The organism is Massilia sp. LXY-5 (genome assembly GCF_059801075.1).
In genome coordinates this window covers 639,224-658,745 of record NZ_JBNNEH010000005.1, presented here as the reverse complement: position 1 = coordinate 658,745, position 19,522 = coordinate 639,224, and the positions used below count along the sequence as shown (strand labels likewise).

Sequence of the window (19,522 nt, the reverse complement as noted above, 5' to 3'; positions counted from 1 at the left end):
TCAATGCAACCCTTCGCGCAGCCGCGGCCCTGCCAGATCGAAGGGCCGGTCAGCAAGCTCGCTGCCGGCACCTTGAGCACCGCTTCAGGCGGCGGCCAGCGCCAACTGTGCGCCGGCAGCGGCAGCCGAGCGTGGGCGCGACGGCGCGCCGGCCAGGTCGTCGAGCCTGAAGGCGCTGACCACCTGCGCCAGGCGCTCGGCCTGTTCCTGCATCGATTCCGCGGCGGCCGCGGCTTCCTCGACCAGGGCCGCGTTCTGCTGGGTGACGCTGTCCATGTCGACGATCGCGCTGTTGACCTGCTCGATGCCGGCGCTTTGCTCTTCGCTGGCGCTGGCGATGTCGGCCATGATGCCGGTGACGTGTTCGATGCTGCGCACGATTTCTCCCATGGTGGCGCCGGCGCGATCGACCTGGCCGGTGCCCGCGGCGACCTTGCTGACCGAATCGTCGATCAGCGCCTTGATCTCCTTCGCCGCGCCGGCCGAGCGCTGGGCCAGGTTGCGCACTTCTCCGGCGACGACCGCGAAGCCGCGGCCCTGTTCGCCGGCACGCGCCGCTTCCACGGCCGCATTCAGGGCCAGAATATTGGTCTGGAAGGCGATGCCGTCGATGACCGAAATGATGTCGACGATCTTGCGCGAAGATGCGTTGATCGAGCCCATGGTGGCCACGACTTCAGCCACCACCGCGCCGCCTTCGCCGGCGATGGCGGCGGCATTGCGGGCCAGTTTGTTTGCTTCGCGGGCGTTGTCGGCGTTCTGGCGCACGGTCGACGTCAGCTCTTCCATCGAGGACGCGGTTTCTTCCAGCGAACCGGCCTGCTGCTCGGTGCGTGCGGACAGGTCCGCGTTACCGCTGGCGATTTCATTCGAGGCCGTGGCGATCGCGCCGGTGCCGCTGCGGACGTGGCCGACGATCTCGGCCAGTGCTTTCGACATGCTGCCGAGGGCGCGCAGCAGGTCGCCGGTTTCGTCGCGCTCCGTTGCGGCGGCGCGGCTGGTGAGGTCGCCGCGTGCCACGCGCTGGGCGAAGCCGACGGCATGGCGCAGCGGCACCGTGATCGAGCGCGTGATGACCCAGGCGCAGGCGACGCCCAGCAGCAGGGCCGTCAGGCCGAGGGCGATCAGGATCACGCGGGTGTTCGCGTAGGACTCGAGGATCGAGGCCGCAACGGCGTCGGAGGCTTCGATCTGCATCTTGGCCAGTTTGTTCATCTCGGCCAGGAAGGCATCGCTTTGCGGGGTGAGCTGTCCGGTGTAGATCCTGTCTGCACCCTGGACATCGCCGGCGCGCTTGGCGTCCAGCAGCGCGGTGCGCGCCTTCAGGTAGGCATCGCGCGCCGTCTTCACATGGGCGAACTGGGCGCGGACCGCTTCGTTGCGCAGCGAGCTTTCGATCATGTTCTGCAGTTCGGTGGAGCGCGCCGAGACTTCCTTCATGCGCGCGCTCACGCGTTCGATCACGGCGCTGTCGTCGGTCACGTAGGCGGTTTCCAGGCTCGCCCGGTTGAGTTCGATCAGCTTGCCCCATTCGGCCACGGCGCGCTGGTTCTTCATGCTCACTTGCACGAGCCGGTTCGTCATGTCGCCCGCTTCCTGCATGCGCAGCAGGGCGGTGACGGTGACCGCCAGCAGCAATGCGAGGACGATGGCGAATCCGACGCCCAGGCGGACGCCGATCTTGAGGTTCTTCACGTTGGATTCCTGATGAATGAGCGGCGGTGGCCGCGGTTGAAGACGGAACGGTCGGGGACCGGCCGGCGCAAGTGGAGCTGGACTGCAGCTGAGCTCGGCTGTTTAGAGGGAGTATACCAGCACGGGAGCAAAAATGATGCTATGCAGCAAAATTGCAACATGGAATAATTGTATTGATGCAATAGTGCAGGGAGGGCGGCACGCGGACGGCGCCGCCGGCAGGGCGGATCAGTGCAGTTGCTTCTTTTCTAGCTGCACCAGGATGAAGGGATGGACGACCGCCGCCCACAGCGCGATTTCGCCGGCCGCCCAGGTCTGCGCCTGCAGGTCCGAGACTTTCGCAACCTTGCCCTCATTCATCCAGCGCGCGATGTTCTCCTTGTCGTCGTGCGAGACGCGCACCGCGACGTCGATCAGGTCCAGTTCTTCGCTGACATAGATGACATTGCCCTGGGCGAAATGGCGTTCCAGCTCGCTCCATTGGATGCGGCCGGTTTCGCGGTTGATCTTGTCATGTAATTCGGTATCGTTTTCGGGCTTGGTTTTCATGCTGGTATTTATTTACTTAGATTATCTCGACGGTCGGAACGGGCGACCCCGCCCATGTTAACCGATACGCCTGGCCCCTGCGCACATTGCCCACCAGGGCAGGGCGGAAGCAGGCGAGATTGGTGCCGCCCGGATGCCGGACGCTCGGGTAGATGACGCCCATCGAGCCGAGCTCGAGCAGGGTATTCGCCAGTTCCTGGGAGGCGACGTAGCTGCGCGGATCGAGCGATCTGGCGAAGCCGCGCACGCCGCGGATGTCGTGGAAGCTGCCGTTGAAATCGGCCAGCATCGCCTGGTAGGTGACGCTGTCGTCGAAGCGGCCGATTTCCTGGTATTCGACCGTCTTGTGGAAGCTCACCTCGGCCAGCGCCGTGTCGGCCTCGAATGCGCAATACCAGGCGCCGCGCCGGCCATCGTTGAAGCGGCTGCCCTCGGGACGCGCGTACGTGTATGCCGCGTTAATGATCCGAAAATTCGGGACGCCGAATACGAGTTCGTCCATGCCGATGCCGGGCAGCAGGCCCGCTTCGCCGCGCAGGCGCTCGTTGGTCGCGTTATCGAGGTCGAACAGGTCGCGCAGGGTGGCGTCGCTGTCGGCCAGGGGAGCGAGCACCGAATCCTCGAGGTCGGCAAAGCGCGGGGGGAGCAGGCGGCAGGTGTCGAACTGGCGCAGGCTCGTGAGTTTCGGAAGTACCGCCAAGATCACAGGCCCCCACGGCGTGCGTCCAGCAACTGGCGCACCGTTTGCATGGCCAGCAGGCCGCCGCCCAGCATATGCGCCAGCGGCGTGCGTCCGCCGAAGATGAGATTGCTGTTGGGGAGCGTCACCCATTCGTCGGCGAGCTTGTCGCCGTACAGGATGTGCAAGGCCTTGTAGATGCCGAGCAGGTAGGAAATGCGGGTGATGCGGTCGACTTCGAGCACCCGGTCCGGGTTCTTCTTCCAGTCGTAGAAGGACGAGGGCGACAGGCCGCCCAGCAGCTCGCGCGCATCCTCGTCGCGCAGCTGCCAGGCGGCGGCCAGCTTGAAGAAACCCGTCAGCGCCGACTTCGACAGGCGCGCGCGTTCGGCGCGGGAATTGAGGTCGACCAGCACCGCGGGCTCGAAGCGGCTTCTCGGATAGGAATAGGCCAGGTTCATTGTTTCCTCCAGTTTCGGAGTATTTATACTCTGTTTTCGGAGTGCTCGCAACTGACGGTTGTCAAGCCGTGTGCGGCGTGACAGAATTGGCGCCGAGTTGTCGAAAGGAAAATTCTCGAACTTAAAGGTTAACCTATGAGGTTGCGGTCGGCGGGACTTCTTTTTTTGGTGGTGGCCTGCGTGGCGGCAGCGGCCATCGGCATGGCGCGCGGCTCGCGCATGGCGCCGGGCAATTTGCGCCAGCAGGTGGTCGAGGCCGAGCGCGGCTTCGCCGCCAGCATGGCACGGCGCGACTTCGAGGCCTTTACGGCTTACCTGTCGCGCGAGGCGGTGTTCATGAGTTCGGGCGGCGCGACGCGCGGCAAGGACGCCGTGGCCCAGGCCTGGCGCGCTTATTTCGACAAGCCGGCAGCGCCGTTTTCCTGGGAGCCGGTGGATGTCGAGGTGCTGGCCTCAGGCACGCTGGCGTTTTCCAGCGGGCCGGTGCGGGATGCGGCGGGCAAGCAGATCGGGCGTTTCAATTCGGTCTGGCGGCTGGAGGGGCCGGGGACCTGGAGGGTGGTCTTCGATCGCGGGTGCGATTGCGGGCGCTGACCGTTTGCCAGCGCCGTAACGCGTGGACTCGGGAGTCCACCCTACGCCCACGCAGTCGTCCTTAATCCGCCGTCGCGCCCGACACCTTCACCGTCTGCCCCCACTTCGCCGTCTCGCTGCGAATGAACTCCGCAAACTGCTCCGGCTTCTCGCCATGCGGCTCCGCACCTTGCTCGGCCAGCTTCTTCTTCACTTCCGGATCGGCCAGCGCCTTCAGGATCGACGCGTTCAGTTTGGCGATGACCGGCGCCGGCGTGCTTGCTGGCGCCAGGATGCCGAACCAGGAGGTGGCGCTGTAGCCCGGCACGCCCGACTCGGCGATCGTCGGCACGTCCGGCAGGGCCGGCGAGCGGGTCGGCGTGGTCACGGCGATCGGGCGCAGCTTGCCGGCGCGGACGTGGCTGATCACCGAGGGCATGTTGTCGAACATGATCGCGGTCTGCCCGCCGAGCAGGTCGGTCAGGGCGGGCGCGCTGCCCTTGTACGGGATGTGCTGCATCTCGACCCCTGCCATCTGCTGGAACATCTCGCCCGACAAATGGATCGAGGTGCCGCTGCCCGAGGAAGCGAAACTCACCTTGCCCGGGTTGGCCTTGGCGTAGGCGATCAGTTCCTTGACGGTCTTGAAGGGCTGCGACGGATTCGCCACCAGCAGGTTCGGCACCAGCGCCACGCGCGTGATCGGTGCGAAGTCCTTGATCGGGTCGAAGGGCATCTTCTTGTACAGGCTCTGGTTGATGGCGTGGGTGCCGACGGTGCCCATCAGCAGCGTGTAGCCGTCGGGCGCGGCGCGCGCCACCATCTGGGCGCCGATGTTGCCGCCGGCGCCCGCGCGGTTGTCGATGATGACCGGCTGGCCCAGGTCCTTGGCCATGTACTGGCCGACCACGCGCGCCAGGATGTCGGTCGTGCCGCCGGCGGAGAACGGCACCACGATGGTCAGCGCCTTCGAGGGGAAAGCCTGGGCCTGGGCGGCGAACGGCGCCAGCGCGAGGGCGCCGGTTGCGAGCATGGACAGGGCGAGCTTGCGGTGCTTCGGTACGAGAGTGTGCATGGTGGGTCTCCGGGATGTTGTTGTGTTGGAAAGGACTGCGAATTCAGATGGGTGCGACGCCGAGTGTGGTGCCGCCGCAGACATACAGCACCTGGCCGGTGACGAAGCCGTTCTCCGGCGCCAGGAAAAACAGGGCGGCGCGCGCGACGTCCTCGGGCGTGCCGAGGCGCTTGATGACGATGCTGTCGAGGATGCGCCGGGTCTGCGGCGCGCCTTCCGGATTGCTGTTCCTGAATAGTTCGGTGGCGATCGGACCCGGCGCCACGGCGTTCACGGTGATGCCGTCGCCACCGAGTTCCAGCGCCAGCGTGCGCGTCAGGCCGATCAGGCCGGCCTTGGTGGCCGAATACACGATGCGCTCGGGCTTGCCCAGCGCGGCGCGCGAGGAGATGTTGACGATGCGTCCATGGCCGCATGCGCGCAGCGCCGGGAGCAGGGCCTGGACCAGGGTGATCGGGGTTTTCAGGTGCAGGCCGACGACGTCGTCGAGCTGCCTCATGGTCGCGCTGTCGATGCTGCCGGGGCGGGTGGCGCCGGCATTGTTGACGAGCGCGGTGACGGCGTAGCGGGCGGCGATGTCGCGGGCGATGGCCTCGACCTGGTCCTGTCGCGTCAGGTCGGCCTGCAGCGAGATCAGCCGTTCATGGCGCCAGTCGGGCGCCTTGAGGTCGAGATTGAGGACGGTGCGGCCCTCGGCCAGCAGGGCTTCGCAGATGGCGCGGCCGATGCCGGAACTGCCGCCCGTGACCAGGGTAACTTGCTGTGCTTCGCTCATGCATGCAGCTCCTCGAACCAGCCGGGCCACATGACCCGGCACGGGTCGATATTAGCATGTTGATAGCGGTTGATGAGCGGCGCCGCGGATGTGCGTCCATACCAAACGCGTGGGCTCGAGAGCCCACCCTACGGTGCGCCGGCAAGCCGCAAGGCCTGCAAATGGACCGCGGCCTCACACCGGCTCGGCATGCTCCACCAGCAACTGCACCTTGGTGACGCCGTTGTACTCGTTGGCATCGAGCCGGAAAGCGACGCGCGCGCGCTCGCCGAGGCCGTCGGTGCGGCCGAACCAGATGGCGTCGTAGCGGCGCCCGTTCCGTTCCAGCAGGAGTTTTAGGTGCTTTTCCTTCAGGATGCGCTGGCTCAGCACCCGGAATTCGTCGCAGAATACCGGCGGCGCGAAGCCCTGGCCCCAGACCTGGCCATCGCACAGCTCGATGAAGGCGGTCGAATAGAACTCGTCCTCGAGCGGGCCGTCGGTCTCGACCACGCGCTCGAGCTGGGCCTGGGTCAGCCAGGCACGCCCCACCGCCTCGAAGGCCTGCTGGAAGGCGTCGAAGGATTCCGCCCTGATCGTCAGGCCGGCTGCCATCGCGTGGCCGCCGAATTTCTCGATCAGGCCGGGTACGCGCTTGGACACCAGGTCGAGCGCGTCGCGCATGTGAAAGCCGGGGATCGAGCGCCCCGAGCCCTTGATCAGTCCCAGCCCGCCGGGCGCGAAGGTGATCGTCGGGCGGAAGAATTTCTCCTTCAGGCGCGAGGCGACGATGCCGATCACGCCCTGGTGCCAGCTTTCGTCGAAGACGGCAATGGTGCTCGAGTCGCTCGGCTCGAAGGCATCCAGGTGCAGCAGGGCCGTGTCCTGCATCTCGGCCTCGATCTCGCGCCGCTTCAGGTTGATCTCGTTGAGCTGCTGGGCGATCGTCCAGGCGCGGCCCTCGTCGTCGGTGGTCAGGCACTCGATCCCGAGCGCCATGTCTTCCAGGCGGCCGGCCGCGTTCAGGCGCGGGCCGACGGCAAAGCCGAGGTCGAAGGGAGAAGCGCAGCGCGCCTCGCGCCCGGCGACGCGGAACAGGGCCGCCACGCCGGCGTGCATGCGCCCGGCGCGCATGCGCTTGATGCCCTGCGCGACCAGGATGCGGTTGTTGGCGTCGAGTTTCACGACGTCGGCCACGGTGCCCAGGGCCACCAGGTCGAGCAGGTTGTCCAGCTTGGGCTGGCTCTGGGCGTCGAACACGCCGCGCCGGCGCAGTTCCGCGCGCAGGGCCAGCAGCACATAAAACACCACGCCGACGCCGGCCAGGTGTTTACTCGGGAAGCCGCACTCGGGCTGGTTCGGGTTGACGATGACGCGCGCCGGCGGCAGGGCGTCGCCCGGCAGGTGGTGGTCGGTGACGACCACCTCGATGCCGCGCCGGTTCGCCTCCATCACGCCGTCGACGCTGGCGATGCCGTTGTCGACGGTGACGATGATGTCGGGCGCCTTTTCGCGCGCCGTCAGCTCGACGATTTCCGGCGTCAGGCCATAGCCGTGCACCACGCGGTCGGGCACGATGTAGTCGACGTTCGCGCCCATCGCGCGCAGGCCGCGCAGGGCGGTGGCGCAGGCGGTGGCGCCGTCGCAGTCGTAGTCGGCGACGATCGTCATCTTTTTATTCGCGGCGATCGCGTCGGCCAGGAACACGGCCGCGGCGTCGATGTGTTTCAGGCCGCTCGGCGGCACGAGGGCCGTCAGTTCGCAGGACAGTTCACGCACGTCCAGCAGGCCGCGTGCGGCATAGATGCGGGCCAGGACAGGGTGCACGCCGCCCTGGCGCAGCATTTCGGACTGGCGGAACGGGCAGGGGCGGGTGGCAATACGGGTTTTCAAAGCAGTCGATCCAGGGTAGGGCGGCGCCAGAACTTGCGTTGCGCCAGGGCGGTGGTGGTGAACTCGGCATGCGCGTCGCGGTGGCTCAGCACCAGTCTTACTTCGCGTACGCGGCCTTTGGTCAATGCGTCCAAGATGGGTGCGAACAGCGCCGCTTCAAGCTGCTGCAGCTGGGCGACCCAGCCGCCCCAGTCGGCGCCGACCGCGTAGGGAGCCGCGCTGCCGCAGTAGAGGATGGTGTCGCCGTCCAGGCGCGTGCCGAAGTCCGGCAGGGCATCGGGCTGCGCGCCGGCCAGCGCCTGCACCGCGCCGCCCGCGTCGAAAGTCTTCAAGGCCGGTGCATTCGGCGCAGGCAGTGTCCCGGCATCGGCCGCACCCCAGGCCCAGAAGGCGTTCACCGGCGGCAGGCGCCGCGCCTCGCGCGCCGCGTTCACCGGATGCGTATGCCACAGGATCTGCACTTCGTTCTGCAGGCGCCGGAAGGCCGCGGCGCTTCTGCCTTCCGGCATCCAGTCCGTCAGGTCCATGCCGAGCGCCGCGTCGGGCGTGGCGGTGTCGAGCCCGGCCCATTCGTCGGCGCGCATGAACCAGGTCCCGGCGTCGCCATACACGAGGGTGTGGCCGGCCTCTTCGAAGTAGGGCCGGGCCGTCTCGAACAGCGCGCGGCTCTCCGGCTCCGTCAAGCCGAGATTGCGCAGGTCGCCCATCATCAGGTGGGTGCGCGCGATCTCGATATGGATGGGGTTGACGATGAACCAGGTGCCGCTCAGGGGCTCGATACCGGCTTCGACGCCGGCCGCGCGCATCGCCGCCGCCGCAAAGGCGGGCCTGCCCCCGTTCGCCAGGCCGAGCTCCCGCGCCAGCCACTGCTCGTGCGGCAGGGCGCGCACCGCGTCGTTGGCCGGCAGGCGCGCATGGCTGCTGGTGCGCGACAGCAGCGCCGACAGGGCCGGCGCCTGCAGGGCGCCCACCAGGTCGGGGGCGAATTCGGGAATCGGGAGGGCGAAGGGCAGGACGAGCGTAATCTGGGACATCCCGTGATTGTAGGCCAAATGGGCTGTCGGGGCGTAATTGATCGCCCTTCCGGAAGGCCGGGACGTGCTCTCCAGGCCACACCGCTTGTGCGGGTCGAAATACGGCTCGCCGGTCGCTTCACGCATCATCTCGGGTGCGCTCCAGTGCGTCCTCCGTGCGGACTGACCCGTTCGACAGGTCTTGCGCGCATGAAGTTCCACGCGTGGCGTGCTGTCACGGATGAGCTTCTTGTGGCAAACTGCGGGGTCGGTTGTCAAACACTTAAATACATGAGCATCATCTACAAGCTGCCGTACGAGGCCCTGGTCGGCTTGCGCTATACGCGCGCCGGCAAGCGCAGCGGCCGCAACCGCTTCATTTCCTTCATTTCGATGATTTCCGTGGCCGGCATCGCGCTCGGCGTGGCGGCCCTGATCGTCGTCCTGTCGGTGATGAACGGCTTTCAGAAGGAAGTCACCGACCGCATGCTGTCGGTGCTGGCGCACGTCGAGGTCTACGACGCGCGCGGCGCCATGCCCGACTGGCGCGCCGTCGGACGCGAGGCCGTGCGCAATCCGCAAGTGGCGGCCGTCGCACCGTTTGCCGACGTCCAGGGCATGCTGCTGCGCGACGGCGTGATGAAGCCGGCCCTGCTGCGCGGCATCCTGCCCGCCGAGGAAGCGAAGGTGTCGGAAGTGGCGCACCAGATGCGCCAGGGCAGCCTCGACAAACTCACGCCGGGTTCGATGAACATCGTGCTCGGCAGCGCGCTGGCGAAATCACTGGATGTGACGGTCGGCGAACGCGTGACCATGTTGCTCGGCAGCGTGGGACAGGCTGGCGGCGCTCCGGCCGCGCCGCGGACCCAGACCTTCACCGTGGCCGGCGTCTTCGAGGCCGGCCACTACGAATTCGATTCCACGCTCGCCTTTGCCTACATCGACGATGCCATCCAGGCTGCGCGCATCGAGGGTCCCGCCGGCGTGCGCCTGCGCCTGCGCGACATGCACCAGGCGCCGCGCGTGGCGGCCGAACTGCGGCGCAGCCTGCAGGGCGAACTCGTGCTGCGCGACTGGTCGCAGGTGAACAGCGTCTGGTTCGCCGCCGTGCAGTCGCAAAAACGGATGATGTTCATCATCCTGGCGATGATCATCGCGGTCGCCGCCTTCAACCTGGTCTCGACCTTGGTGATGACGGTGAAGGACAAGCAATCCGATATCGCCATCCTGCGCACGCTGGGCGCCTCGCCGCGTTCGATCATGAAGATCTTCATCGTGCAGGGCACGCTCGTCGGCCTGCTCGGCAGCGCGCTGGGCGTGCTGCTCGGCGTGACGGTGGCGCTGAACGTGGACGTGATCGTGCCCTTCATCGAGCGCCTGTTCGGGATCCAGTTCCTCTCGAAGGAGATCTACCTGATCAGCGAGATCCCGTCCGAGCTGCGCTGGCCGGACGTCTTGAGCATCGGCGGCCTGGCCGTGCTGCTGGCCTTCCTCTCGACGCTCTACCCGAGTTGGGCCGCTGCGCGCGTGAAACCGGCGCAGGCATTACGCTACGAATGAGAAGAAAAGCATGAGCATCATCCACAAACTCCCGTTCGAATGGCTGGTCGGCCTGCGCTACACGCGCGCCGGCAAGGGCGGCGACAGCAACAACGGCGGCGGCTTCATTTCCTTCATCTCCCTGATCTCGGTGGCCGGCATCGCGCTCGGCGTGGCGGCGCTGATCATCGTGCTGTCGGTGATGAACGGCTTCCAGAAACAGGTCACCGACCGCATGCTGTCGGTGCTGGCGCATATCGAGGTGTTCGATGCACGTGGCGACATGCCGCAGTGGCGCGAGTCCGCGCAGGAAGCGCTGCGCAATCCGGCCGTCCTCGGCGCCGCGCCTTTCGTGCAGAGCGACGCCTTGCTGCAGCAGGTGGATGGCGCCATGCGTCCGGCCATCATCCGCGGCATCCTTCCCGCAGCCGAACGCAATGTCTCCGAGATCGCCAACACCATGCGCCAGGGCCGGCTCGATTCGCTCACGCCCGGCAGTTTCAATATCGTGCTCGGCTATGCGCTGGCCGGCGCCCTGAACCTGCACGTGGGCGACAAGGTCACCATGCTGCTGGCGCAGGCCCAGGCCACGCCCGCCGGCCTCCTGCCGCGCATGCGCAGCTTCACCGTTTCCGGCATCTTCGAGGCAGGGCATACCGAGTTCGATTCCGGCATGGCCTTCATCAGCCTGGAGGACGCGGAGAAGATGGAACGCCTTGGCGCGCCCGCCGGCCTGCGCCTGCGCATCAAGGACATGCACCAGGCGCCCCAGGTGGCGGACGAACTGAAAAAATCGATGTCGGGCGACCTGGTCATGCGCGACTGGTCCAAGCTCAACGCCGTCTGGTTCGGCGCCGTACAGACCGAGAAGAAGATGATGTTCATTATCCTGACGCTGATCGTGACGGTGGCCGCCTTCAATCTCGTGTCGACGCTGGTGATGACCGTGACTGACAAGCAGGCCGACATCGCGATCCTGCGCACGCTGGGTGCGTCGCCGCGTTCGATCATGAAGATCTTCATGGTGCAGGGCGCAGTCGCGGGCCTGCTCGGCACCGCGCTCGGCGTCGGCGGCGGGGTGCTGGTCGCGCTGAACATCGACGTCATCGTTCCATTCATTGAACAGTTATTGGGAGTGCAGTTCTTGTCCAAGGATATTTACCAATTCACGTCCGTGCCGTCCGACCTGCGCTGGCCGGACGTGGCACGCATCGGCGTCGTCGCCGTGTTCCTGTCGTTTGCCGCCACGCTCTACCCGAGCTGGTCGGCGTCGCGCGTGAAGCCTGCGGAGGCGCTGCGCTATGAATGATGCAACGAACGTGATGGCCGAAGTGAAGACAGATGCGCCGGTGCTGGCCTGCCGTGGCCTCAGTAAAACCTTCAGGCAGGGCGACTACCAGGTGCAGGTGCTCGACAAGATCGATTTCGCGATCAGGCGCGGCGAACGCGTCGCCATCGTCGGCGCCTCGGGCTCGGGCAAGTCGACGCTGCTGCACCTGCTGGGCGGGCTCGATACGCCGAGCGCCGGCGCGGTGACGCTGCTGGGCGAGGACTTCGCGACCCTGTCCGAGACCCGGCGCGGCGACCTGCGCAATTCGTCGCTCGGCTTCGTCTACCAGTTCCACCACCTGCTGCCGGAATTCTCGGCGCTCGACAACGTCGCCATGCCGCTGATGATCCGGCGCGAGAAGCGCGCGCGGGCGGTCGAACAGGCCGAAGCGATCCTCGCCAGAGTCGGCCTGGCCAAGCGCGTCGTGCACCGTCCCGGCGAACTCTCCGGCGGCGAGCGCCAGCGCGTGGCGCTGGCCCGCGCCCTGGTCACGCAACCCGCCTGCGTGCTGGCCGACGAGCCTACCGGTAACCTCGACCACACGACGGCGCTCGTCATTTTCGATTTGATGCTGGAACTGTCGCGCACCCTCGGCACGGCCTTCGTCATCGTCACCCACGACATGGAACTGGCACGCCGCTGCGACCGTGCGCTGCGCCTGACCGAACACGGGCTGGTGCCGCTCGAGGACTGAGGTTCGACGATGTGGATCGACACCCACTGCCATCTCGACGCGCACGAATTCGGCGCGGACTCGCTCGCCGTGGCGGGCCGCGCCGCTGAGCAGGGGGTGTCGATGATTGTGATCCCGGCGGTGGAACGCGGTAACTTCGACGTTGTTGCTGCGCTTGCCCATGCCGCGCCGAACGCCAGTTATGCGCTCGGCATTCACCCGATCTACGTACCGCAGGCGCGCGACGAAGACCTGGCGCTGCTGCGCACTGCCGTCGAAGCGGCGCTGGGCGATCCGCGCTTCGTCGCCATCGGCGAGATCGGGCTCGACTTCTTCATCCCGATGCTGTGCGAGCCGGCGATGCGCGAGAAGCAGGAGCGCTTCTTTCGCGAGCAGCTGCGCATCGCGCGCGACTTCAATCTGCCGGTGCTGACCCATGTGCGCCGCTCGCAGGACCAGGTCCTGAAGCACCTGCGCCAGATCGCGCCGCCGGGCGGCATCGCCCATGCCTTCAACGGCAGCGAGCAGCAGGCGCAGTCCTTCATCAAGCTGGGCATGCATCTGGGGTTCGGCGGCGCCATGACGTTTACGAGGGCGCTCCAGATCCGGCGGCTGGCGGCCGGCCTGCCGCTCGACCGCATCGTGCTCGAGACCGATGCACCGGACATCTCGCCCAGCTGGATCCACCCGGCGCGCAACAGCCCCGAGCAGCTGCCCGCGATCGGCGCGGCGCTGGCCGGACTGCGCGGCGTCGACCCGGCCGAGATCAGCGCCGCCGCCTGGCGCAGCTCCCTGGCCGCGCTGCCGCGCCTGGCGGCCCTGGTCGCGGAATAAAACTGCCCTCAAATCGGCCTCGAGCGGAACTATTTGCGCTGGCCGGACTCGGCTGTGCAGGCATACAGACGACGATCCAGACAGTGCGAAGTTCGCCACATTGTGCCTGGACACAATGATACGGCGCAACCGGGTATTGTCGGGTTCGTGGGACCATGGCTCTTTCGGCCGGGGAGACGGATGTGGACAGCGCGAGTGCATTCCTGCGGGTGCTGCGGCATGAACAGTCGCTCAGTACGGCACACCGCGCATTGCGCCTGCGCCTCGCGCATGCCCAGGGCCTGGAAGCCGAGGCCCTGCTGCCGCAGCAGATCGTCGGCACCGAGTCGGTTTGCGGCGGCCTCGAATACCGCGTCGCCTGCGTCGCGAGCGACCCGGCGCTGCCGCTGAAAAGCTTCATCGCGCTGCCCGCCGAAATCCAGATCGTCACCGACCGCGGCGACTTGCGCAGCATCTGCGGCATCGTCACCGAAGCACGTGCCGGCGACAGCGACGGGTCCCTGGCCACCTACCAGCTGGTGCTGCGCGACGCGCTGGCGATCATGGAAAAGCGCGTCAACAGCCGCATCTTCCGCAACCAGAACGAGCTGGCGATCGTGCAGGTGCTGTTCGACGAGTGGCGCCATGCGAACGCGGTGCTGGCCGGCGCCTTCGAATACGAACTCGATCCGCTGCTCGACCTCAGCGCGTACCCGGCGCGCGAGCAGACGATGCAGTACAACGAATCCGACGCCGCTTTCGTCCGGCGCCTGCTGCGCCGGCGCGGCATCTGCTGGTGCGTGCGGCCGGGGCGCAGCCGGGGCAGCGCGGTCGAAGCAGCCGATGACCGCATCCCGGCGCACACGCTGGTGCTGTTCGCGGACGCTGCCAAGCTCCCCGTCAACAAGGCGGGCACCGTGCGCTACCACCGCGACGACGCCACCGAAGAGCGCGACACCATCACCGCCTGGAGCGCCGCCCGTAGCCTGCAGCCGGGCTCGGCCTCGCGCCACAGCTGGGACTACAAGCACCCGGGCGGCGCGCGCTTCATGGAAACGAGCGCGCGCGCCGGGTTCGACCAGGGCGGGCACGGCAACGCCCTGGCGGCAAGCCTCGACGACTACCTGGTCGAGGCGCCCCACGCCGGCAACGACGTCGACGACCATACCCGTCTCGGCCAGCTGCGCATCGCCCGCCACGGTTTCGACGCCAAGTGCTTCCACGGCGAGGGAACGGTGCGCGACTTCTGCGCGGGCCAGTACTTCACGCTGGCCGAACATCCCGAGATCGATACCCACCCCGCGCCCGAGCGCGAATTCCTGATCACCGAGCTGCAGGCCAGCGTGCGCAACAACCTGCCAGGCGACATGACGGCACGTATCGAACGCCTGCTCGCGCGCAGCGGCTGGGTTGTCCCCGCCGCGCCGGCAGGCGGTCCGGTGCGGGTACGCTTCACTGCCGTGCGGCGCGGCGTGCCGGTCGTCCCCGCCTTCGACGAGCGCACCGACCTGCCGCATCCGCAGCTGCAAAGCGCGCTGGTCGTCGGCCCGGCGGGCGAAGAAGTGCATTGCGACAGCCTGGGGCGCGTAAGAATCCGCTTTCCCGGCATGCGTACGCACGACCACGAACATGCGCACGGCGCCGGCGCGTCAGGCTCGCCGCTCGATTCGGCCTGGGTACGCGTCGCCTCCAACTGGGCCGGCAACGGCCCGGGCAGCCACCAGCAATGCGGCGCCCTCGGCCTGCCGCGGGTGGGCAGCGAGGTGCTGGTCGCCTTCCTCGGCGGCGACCCGGACAAGCCGATCGTGCTGGCGCAGCTGTTCAACGGACAGGCGCTTCCACCGGCGCTGAGCCCGAACGGCGAGCTGCCGGGCAACCGCTACCTGTCCGGCCTGCGCAGCCGCGAAGTGAACGGGCAGCGCGGCAGCCAGCTGCGTTTCGACGACACGCACGGCGAGATCGGCGTGCAGCTGGCGAGCGACCATGGCGCGTCCGAACTGAACCTCGGCTGGCTCTCGCGTGCCCGCGCGAACGGCGAGGGCAAGCCGCGCGGCGAGGGCGCGGAACTGCGCAGCGAGCAGGCGGTGGCGATCCGCGGTCGCAAAGGCGTGCTGGTCACTGCCGAGGCATCGCCTGCCGACGAAGGGCAGCAGCTGTCGCGCGCCGGCTTGATCGGCCTGACGGAGCTGATGCAGAGCGTGGTGGACGAGATGGCGAAACTGGCCGGGCAGCATGCTGGCGACGAGGCGGGCAGCGGACGGCTGGCGGAGCTGGTCGACAAGCTGAAAGGCTGGGACAGCGGCACCAATGTCGCGCCGGGGAGCGGCGGCGCCGCGCCGATCGTCGCCATCACGGCACCCGCCGGCATCGTGCTGGCCAGCCAGGACAATGTGGCGCTCGGCTCGGAGAAGCAGGTCGACCTGGCGAGCGGCGGCGACGCCCAGGTCTCGGCCGGCCGCAACGTCTTCCTGCGCGCGGCGCGCGGTATCAGTGCTTTTGCGCATCAACTCGGCATCAAGCTGGTGGCGGCGCGCGGCAACGTGACGCTCGAGGCGCACCAGGGCAATGTCGAGATCAAGTCCTCGAACCGCATCAGCCTGATTTCGGCCGAAGCGATCCACATCGAGGCGCCGCTGGTGCGGATCGTCTCCAGAGGCGCGCAGACCGAATGGGCCGAGGGCACGATCACCCAGCAGGGCAGCGGCAAGCACGTCGTCAAAGCGTCCTCGGTCGTCCACGGCGGCCCGGGCGGCGGCACGCCGGCGACCCTCGATTTCGCGAAGTCCAGCATCCGCACCGATGAGCGAATGGTGGTGCGCGACCTGCAGACACGCGAACCGATCCCGAACCAGCGCTATATCGCGCATCTGGAGGACGGCAGCACCATCGATGGCGTCAGCGACGAGAGCGGACGTACCTCACTGGTCCAGAGCGCCACGCTCGGGCCGGTGCGCTTCGAGCTTCTGCCCTGAACGCCAGCATTCTCACGCATCCCATGAGTGAATCGACCCGGCCGCTACCCCCGCTGATCCCCTTGTCCAACGGCGGTTGGGAAGTCAATTCGTTCATGTCGTCGACCGAGTACAAAATCCGGGGGCTGGGACTCAGGCCGGCGAATCATATTATTCCGGTGATCGTGGTGCCCGGTATTATGGGGACGAATCTGAGGGCGAAGCGTCAGCCCCGCTTGGGAAGACCAATCAATGAAAAGAACCGGCAGGTCGACGCAGGAGTGCCGGTATGGCGCCCGCCTAACGGATTGACGGACGGGTACCAGGAATCGCTCATATGGGAAAAACGCGCGCCGGCCGTCCGCCAGAAACTGTTCGATGGTCCCACCCTGGAAGTGGACGACACTGGCGCCATCATCCTGCCCGATCCGGTCAACGGATACGAACTGACGGACGCGGAGGTACGTGAACGCGGCTGGGGGGAAGTACACGCCGATTCATACGGCCCATTGCTGCATGCGCTGCAAATGCGCCTGAACCAGACCTTCGGTTTTGATGACCATGAAAAAAAGCCTTTTATCCAGCCGCATTGGAAGGAGGTGATGGCCTGTACGCCGCAGCAGTGGGGGCTGCGAGAATTTGAACCCTTGAAGGAAGATCATCTCAAGAAACATGCGAAGCACTATTTTCCCGTCTACGCGGTTGGCTACAACTGGCTGGAAGATTGCGGGGAGTCGTCGCAGCGGCTGGAAAAGCGCATTCTCGAGATTATCGAATTCTGGACGACGGCTAAACGTCGCTGCGACAAGGTCATCCTGGTCACACACTCAATGGGGGGCTTGGTCGCACGAGCATGCGCCCAGCGCATCCCTGACAAGATTGCGGGCGTAATCCACGGTGTCATGCCTGCACTGGGAGCGCCGGCCGCATACCGCCGAATGGCCTGCGGGACAGAAAGGTCGAGTCCCGATAACGGGCCGCTCGATAACCTGGCCGCTGCCGCACTGGCGAAAATCCTGGGAGATACGACCGAGAAAACCACTGCCGTGCTGGCGACCTCGCCCGGCGCGCTCGAGCTGCTTCCGAATCACCTTTATCCTGGGCCGTGGCTTCACGTCCGGGTGACAGCGGCGGATGGAAAACCGCAGCATGCTGGTCGGGAAATCAACGTTCAAGCCTCCGCCAGCGGTCCTGTCCGCGGCGACTATTTGCACTTTCCGAACGCGAGGGCTCCGAATCCATATGATCTCTACCGAGATATGACGCCCTGGTATCGCCTGATCAACCCGGCCCTGGCCGACCCCGCCGGGAAGTACCGAGAAACACGGGACGGTGTGGAAAAAGCGATCAGGTCGGCGATCGGAACCGCAGAAAAATTCCACCGATCCTTGGGCGATTATTACCACCCGAATACCTACGCGTTTTACGGCGACGACCGGCACAAACGATCTTATGGGCAGGTGCGTTGGGTCGCAAGGCAGCAAAGAAGCGCTGCAGCCGTTGTCACAGCCGCCAACCTTGGCGCTGCGCGTTTCCTCGGGTGCACTCCTGCTGGCCAGCGTCGCGTTCGGGTGGAAGAAAAAGCGGAATTGCTCTTCGAGCTGGAGGAGCAAGATGCCCGAGGTGACGGTACGGTCCCTCGCGAATCGGGCATGGGGCCGAGCGGAAAGGTCAAGCAGACTTTCGCGACGCAAGGATATGACCATCAAGGATCCTATAACAACCAGGACATGCTGAAGCTGACGCTCCGCTTGATTGTGAAGATCGTTCAGGAGACGCCGTGACGCACTGGTTCCGTAACGGGCTGGCCAAACTGCTGGCCGGGATCGTCATCGTCGGATTAACAGGCGCCTGGGCCTTTGGAGAGGTTCGGGAAAAGCGGGAGACGGCACGTCGGGATGAACAAGAGGTAGCGCGAATGACCAAGGGAATGAAAACGGTGTGTATCGGCAGATTTCTTCTCGACATGCCGGAAGACGCAAGGCTGGAGCTGGTCCGGCCGCGCGTCGATGGCTTCGATATTTCGTCATTTGATGAGCCGGAGGCGGACTTCCGGAACCGACTTGCGCAACGCGAGGCGCGCCTTCGTGCCGCCCCGGACCGGCTCGGCGGAAACAAGAACCTCGAATCTGTCCGGGAGGTCAAGACGGAAAACGGTGTAAGCGGCAAAATTTTCGTACACAGCCGAAACGTCGCGGAAGGAACCCGTCTGAGGGGACTGGAGTTGGAGCGCTACCGCGACGAAGGCGTCGCAGTCGAAGCCCTCGTGCATGGACAAGGCATGAGTTTCGATGTGTCAGCATCCGATTATGATCCTGACCTTATCGAAAACCTGTCCAAGCTCGTCGCCAAGCTCGTCCCGAACCCGGAAAATCGGGCGCCATCCGAATCGGGTTTTTGTGTCCATCGGGCCTGGTTTCGCGATCCGCTGAGCGCCGGACAGGGTGAAGAAATCATTATGCGCGCTGGGTTGCCCAATCACCCCGACATGCAATTCATGCTCATTCTGGCCGCGGGGAACAAGCCTGACCGGCAAAGCCTTCTGCAGAGGAGCGCGGAGACGGACGCGAAATTGTCGGCCGCCGACAGGATGCATGTTTCTAACTTGCGCGAAGCGCCACGAACGATCAGCGGCATCGCGGGTGACGAGCTGATTACGCGATTCGCAGAGAAAAACGATGCAATCGTCTACACCTTTTGGTGGGAAGTAAATGGGACTGCCGACAATGTGTTGCTCCCGCACCTTTCCTTTACGATGGAGACCGGCAAGAGCAACAATGGACCAGTTCCCTCGTCATTGTCGCAGGACGCCGCCATGGCCTTATGGGACAAGATTTCGTCCAGCATCCGGCTACGCCCTACGCAAGAACGCAAGCCAGTCGCGGCCGAACCGCCGCCGACCCCACTTGGCACCTACGCCCTGGCCGGCGAGCGCTGCCCCGAGAGCGGCTGGTGGCTGTGCGGCGACGGCGGCAGGGGCGTCGGCGTGCTGGGCGGGCAGCGCCAGTACATCAGGAAGGGCGAGCGCATGCCGCAGGCCTTGCTGCTGCCGCCGCAGACCCTGTGGGAAAAGCTCAGGGGAATGCAGCCGAGTTACGAGTCGAAGAACCAGACCGCCTGGAAACTTGTCGACAAGCGCAACCGCAAACGCGTGCCGTCGCCCGTGCCGCTGGCGCCGGCCACGCCGGTGGCCGCTGCCGGCATCAGCGGGTCCGGCATCGGGCCGCGCATCATGGAAGAGCAGGGCGTCGCGGTCGGCAGCTTCGCCGCCACCGGCGTGCCGTGTCCGGCGAGCGGCTGGTGGCGCTGCGAGGACCCGCGCGCGCTGGACGGCACGCGCTGGTTCGCACGGGGCAGCTTGCTGCCGTCCGCAACCTTTGTACTTCCGCCCGGCGCCTTCGGCCGCCCGGCCCACGGAGCCAGGTCGATCGAGCGCCGCGGTGCGTGGCGCCTGGTGCGGCTTGCCGATGCACCCCGGCAGGCCGGGAGTGGCGACGGACCCGGTGCCTGAGCCTCACACGCCG

General features: G+C 66.4%; 16 protein-coding genes. 8 read left to right on the top strand and 8 right to left on the bottom strand.

Going from position 1 to position 19,522, the window contains the following annotated elements:
• Nucleotides 1–84: 84 nt before the first annotated feature.
• The 4 genes from ACI48I_RS18030 to ACI48I_RS18015 all read right to left on the bottom strand — a co-directional run bounded on the left by ACI48I_RS18030 (nt 85) and on the right by ACI48I_RS18015 (nt 3,384).
• Entirely contained in the window at nt 85–1,695 is a 1,611-nt protein-coding gene (locus ACI48I_RS18030) for a methyl-accepting chemotaxis protein (RefSeq protein ID WP_498574982.1), read from the bottom strand.
• A gap of 228 nt (nt 1,696–1,923) precedes the next feature.
• Entirely contained in the window at nt 1,924–2,244 is a 321-nt protein-coding gene (locus ACI48I_RS18025; RefSeq protein WP_498574981.1) for a DUF2288 domain-containing protein, read from the bottom strand.
• Nucleotides 2,245–2,260: 16 nt separating this feature from the next.
• Nucleotides 2,261–2,944 carry an RES family NAD+ phosphorylase gene (locus ACI48I_RS18020; RefSeq protein ID WP_498574980.1) on the bottom strand — a complete coding sequence of 228 codons (684 nt, stop codon included), beginning with the start codon at nt 2,942–2,944 and terminating at the stop codon, nt 2,261–2,263.
• Between the two features lie 2 nt (nt 2,945–2,946).
• Nucleotides 2,947–3,384, bottom strand: a complete 438-nt coding sequence (locus tag ACI48I_RS18015) for an antitoxin Xre-like helix-turn-helix domain-containing protein (protein ID WP_193686085.1) — start codon at nt 3,382–3,384, stop codon at nt 2,947–2,949.
• Nucleotides 3,385–3,519: 135 nt separating this feature from the next.
• Between ACI48I_RS18015 and ACI48I_RS18010 the strand changes: the two genes are divergently transcribed.
• Nucleotides 3,520–3,978 carry a YybH family protein gene (locus tag ACI48I_RS18010; protein WP_498574979.1) on the top strand — a complete coding sequence of 153 codons (459 nt, stop codon included), beginning with the start codon at nt 3,520–3,522 and terminating at the stop codon, nt 3,976–3,978.
• A gap of 61 nt (nt 3,979–4,039) precedes the next feature.
• Here ACI48I_RS18010 and ACI48I_RS18005 read toward each other — a convergent pair whose 3' ends face one another.
• The 4 genes from ACI48I_RS18005 to ACI48I_RS17990 all read right to left on the bottom strand — a co-directional run bounded on the left by ACI48I_RS18005 (nt 4,040) and on the right by ACI48I_RS17990 (nt 8,713).
• Nucleotides 4,040–5,032: a Bug family tripartite tricarboxylate transporter substrate binding protein gene (locus ACI48I_RS18005; protein ID WP_498574978.1), complete on the bottom strand. Its 993-nt coding sequence runs from the start codon at nt 5,030–5,032 to the stop codon at nt 4,040–4,042.
• 43 nt (nt 5,033–5,075) lie between these two features.
• Entirely contained in the window at nt 5,076–5,807 is a 732-nt protein-coding gene (locus ACI48I_RS18000) for an SDR family NAD(P)-dependent oxidoreductase (protein WP_498574977.1), read from the bottom strand.
• Nucleotides 5,808–5,981: 174 nt separating this feature from the next.
• Nucleotides 5,982–7,631 (bottom strand): single-stranded-DNA-specific exonuclease RecJ, encoded by a 1,650-nt coding sequence (gene recJ, locus ACI48I_RS17995; protein WP_498575045.1) that lies wholly within the window; start codon nt 7,629–7,631, stop codon nt 5,982–5,984.
• 44 nt (nt 7,632–7,675) lie between these two features.
• Nucleotides 7,676–8,713, bottom strand: coding sequence for a hypothetical protein (locus tag ACI48I_RS17990; RefSeq protein WP_498574976.1), 1,038 nt, complete (start codon nt 8,711–8,713; stop codon nt 7,676–7,678).
• A 270-nt stretch (nt 8,714–8,983) separates the two neighbouring features.
• Here ACI48I_RS17990 and ACI48I_RS17985 point away from each other — a divergent pair, with 270 nt between their 5' ends.
• The 7 genes from ACI48I_RS17985 (at nt 8,984) to ACI48I_RS17955 (ending at nt 19,509) form a co-directional block, all read left to right on the top strand.
• Nucleotides 8,984–10,252 carry a lipoprotein-releasing ABC transporter permease subunit gene (locus ACI48I_RS17985; RefSeq protein WP_498574975.1) on the top strand — a complete coding sequence of 423 codons (1,269 nt, stop codon included), beginning with the start codon at nt 8,984–8,986 and terminating at the stop codon, nt 10,250–10,252.
• Between the two features lie 10 nt (nt 10,253–10,262).
• Nucleotides 10,263–11,540, top strand: coding sequence for a lipoprotein-releasing ABC transporter permease subunit (locus tag ACI48I_RS17980; RefSeq protein ID WP_498574974.1), 1,278 nt, complete (start codon nt 10,263–10,265; stop codon nt 11,538–11,540).
• A complete protein-coding gene (gene lolD, locus ACI48I_RS17975; protein WP_498574973.1) occupies nt 11,533–12,255 on the top strand; it encodes a lipoprotein-releasing ABC transporter ATP-binding protein LolD in 723 nt (240 codons plus the stop codon). Before ACI48I_RS17980 ends, lolD begins: the two co-directional genes overlap by 8 nt.
• Before the next feature lie 9 nt (nt 12,256–12,264).
• Complete coding sequence (locus ACI48I_RS17970) at nt 12,265–13,068, top strand: TatD family hydrolase (protein WP_498574972.1); 804 nt, start codon at nt 12,265–12,267, stop codon at nt 13,066–13,068.
• A gap of 182 nt (nt 13,069–13,250) precedes the next feature.
• On the top strand, nt 13,251–16,019 hold the full coding sequence (locus tag ACI48I_RS17965) for a type VI secretion system Vgr family protein (protein WP_498574971.1): 2,769 nt from the start codon (nt 13,251–13,253) through the stop codon (nt 16,017–16,019).
• 23 nt (nt 16,020–16,042) lie between these two features.
• Complete coding sequence (locus ACI48I_RS17960; protein ID WP_498574970.1) at nt 16,043–17,782, top strand: esterase/lipase family protein; 1,740 nt, start codon at nt 16,043–16,045, stop codon at nt 17,780–17,782.
• A complete protein-coding gene (locus ACI48I_RS17955) occupies nt 17,779–19,509 on the top strand; it encodes a T6SS immunity protein Tli4 family protein (RefSeq protein WP_498574969.1) in 1,731 nt (576 codons plus the stop codon). The genes ACI48I_RS17960 and ACI48I_RS17955 overlap by 4 nt, the downstream gene beginning before the upstream one ends.
• The last annotated feature ends 13 nt before the right edge of the window (nt 19,510–19,522 follow it).